The organism is Rhodovulum sp. (assembly GCF_011048875.1).
Taxonomy (GTDB): domain Bacteria; phylum Pseudomonadota; class Alphaproteobacteria; order Rhodobacterales; family Rhodobacteraceae; genus Rhodovulum; species Rhodovulum tesquicola.
This window is the reverse complement of sequence record NZ_DSDD01000318.1, coordinates 1-1,688: the sequence shown is the minus strand read 5'-3', so window position 1 is coordinate 1,688 and position 1,688 is coordinate 1. Positions and strand designations below refer to the sequence as shown.

4 protein-coding genes are annotated in these 1,688 nt (G+C 68.0%); 3 read left to right on the top strand and 1 reads right to left on the bottom strand.

What is annotated here, in order from left to right; translation table 11 throughout:
- The 3 genes from ENN83_RS11205 to ENN83_RS11195 all read left to right on the top strand — a co-directional run.
- Positions 1-506 (top strand): P1 family peptidase (locus ENN83_RS11205; protein ID WP_287187037.1); only part of this gene is annotated, 506 nt, incomplete at its 5' end.
- 52 nt (positions 507-558) lie between these two features.
- The gene (locus ENN83_RS11200) at positions 559-732 is read left to right on the top strand and encodes a hypothetical protein (protein ID WP_287187034.1); all 174 of its coding nucleotides are present in this window, start codon (positions 559-561) and stop codon (positions 730-732) included.
- Positions 733-792: 60 nt separating this feature from the next.
- A complete protein-coding gene (locus ENN83_RS11195; RefSeq protein WP_287187032.1) occupies positions 793-1,116 on the top strand; it encodes a hypothetical protein in 324 nt (107 codons plus the stop codon).
- 96 nt (positions 1,117-1,212) lie between these two features.
- Here ENN83_RS11195 and ENN83_RS11190 read toward each other — a convergent pair whose 3' ends face one another.
- Positions 1,213-1,521, bottom strand: coding sequence for a DUF4236 domain-containing protein (locus ENN83_RS11190; RefSeq protein ID WP_287187031.1), 309 nt, complete (start codon positions 1,519-1,521; stop codon positions 1,213-1,215).
- Positions 1,522-1,688 lie beyond the last annotated feature (167 nt).

The window sequence follows — 1,688 nt, the reverse complement described above, 5'->3', positions numbered from 1 at the left end:
GCTCGGCCTCGGTCGTGCTGGACGGCGGGTTCACGGTCGGCGCGCTGGTGGCGGTGAACGCGGTCGGCTCGGCGGTCATGGGGGGTGGGCCGCATTTCTGGGCGGCGCCGTTCGAGATGGGGGACGAGTTCGGCGGGCTGGGGCCGGGGCGGCACGAACCCGGTGCGGTGCCGCTGACCAAGCTGGGCGCCGGGCAGGCCACCACCATCGCGATCCTCGCCACCGATGCCGCGCTGACCCAAGCACAGGCGACGCGGCTGGCGATTGCCGCGCATGACGGGATCGCCCGTGCGCTGGTGCCGAGCCACACGCCGTTCGATGGCGATCTGGTCTTTGCCGCGGCGACGGGGGCGCGGGCGCTGGCCGATCCGGATCGCGACGTGCTGATGCTGGGCCATGCCGCCGCCTGTTGCCTGGCGCGGGCCATTGCGCGGGGGGTCTTTCACGCGCGCCCCGCGCCGGGCGATCGGTTGCCCTGCTGGCAGGCGCGGTTCGGCGGGGTTTGAGGCGTGCGCGCCGGGTGCTAGGCTTGCGCGGACCGAACCGAGGAGCTGCCCGATGAAACGCCTGATCGCCCTTGCCTGCCTTGCCCTAGCCCCCGCCCCCGCCCTGGCCGACGAGGTCGTGGACACGCTGAACAGCGCCATCGCGGCCTATGAGGCGGGGGATGTGAAATACGCCCTCGAAGAACTGGCCTATGCAAGGCAAAAGATGCAGGCGGTCGCGGCCTAGGGGCTGGCCGCCTTCCTGCCGCCCGCGCCCGAAGGCTGGACCCGCGAGGTCAATACCGGGATGAACCAGGGGCTGGCCCTCATGGGCGGCGGCAGCGGGGCCGAGGCGACCTATGCGGGCGGGGACAAGTCCTTTACGCTGTCTGTGATGGCCGACAACCCGATGGTGGGGGCCATGGCCGCGATGTTCGGCAACCCGATGCTGATGGGCATGTCAGGCGAGATCGTCCGCGTCGGCCGACAGCGCTTCGTCGATCAGGAGGGCGAGCTGACGGGGCTGGTGGACAGCCGCATCCTGGTGCAGGCCAGCGGCGCCCCGCGCGAGGACATGCTGCCGGTCCTGGAGACCATCGACTATGACGGGTTGACGGGCTTCGGGCGGTAGGCGGGGGTCTGGCTTTAGCTGCTGGTCACACGGGGTTGATGTATGGGTGGCCTCGGCAGGGTGAGAAGAGGCCGGGGAGGACTTGAGGCATCCGCTTCAGAAGATCAGCCAAATAAGACCTGACATGATGGCAAGACCACCCAGCCAGCCGAGAACGCCAAGCGCTTTCGGTTCTGGCTCCGAGACTCGCGGCGAGGTTCCGGAGTTGGATCGGGAACCGCCATTCTTGAGCTTCTGGCTGACGTGCAGCCCGCTGCCGGGGATGCCAGCGCTGACAGTCGTTCCGCGCGTTCCGACCGAGACACCCGCTCCCTTTGCCCCGATCCGTGCACTGACCCCGGTCTTGGAGAGATTGAGACGCACGCCGGGCGCGATTTTCATGGTTCGTCTGAAACGGGAAGACATGCTAACCTCCATGAAACTCAGGAACGTCTGAAAAACCTCCCGACTTCTGCCTGATCTGGGAGACTTGGGCATCCCTGCAAGAAGCCCCACCCATGCCGAAACAGCCCGCCTTTCCCGGCCTGCGCGATGCGATGAAGAAGAAGGTCACGCGGCGCGAGCAGTTCCTG

Coding starts and splice junctions, on each gene's coding strand:
- ENN83_RS11200 (WP_287187034.1), top strand. CDS start 559: ATGAAACGCCTGATCGCCCTTGCCTGCCTTGCCCTAGCCCCCGCCCCC.
- ENN83_RS11195 (WP_287187032.1), top strand. CDS start 793: ATGAACCAGGGGCTGGCCCTCATGGGCGGCGGCAGCGGGGCCGAGGCG.
- ENN83_RS11190 (WP_287187031.1), bottom strand. CDS start 1,521: ATGTCTTCCCGTTTCAGACGAACCATGAAAATCGCGCCCGGCGTGCGT.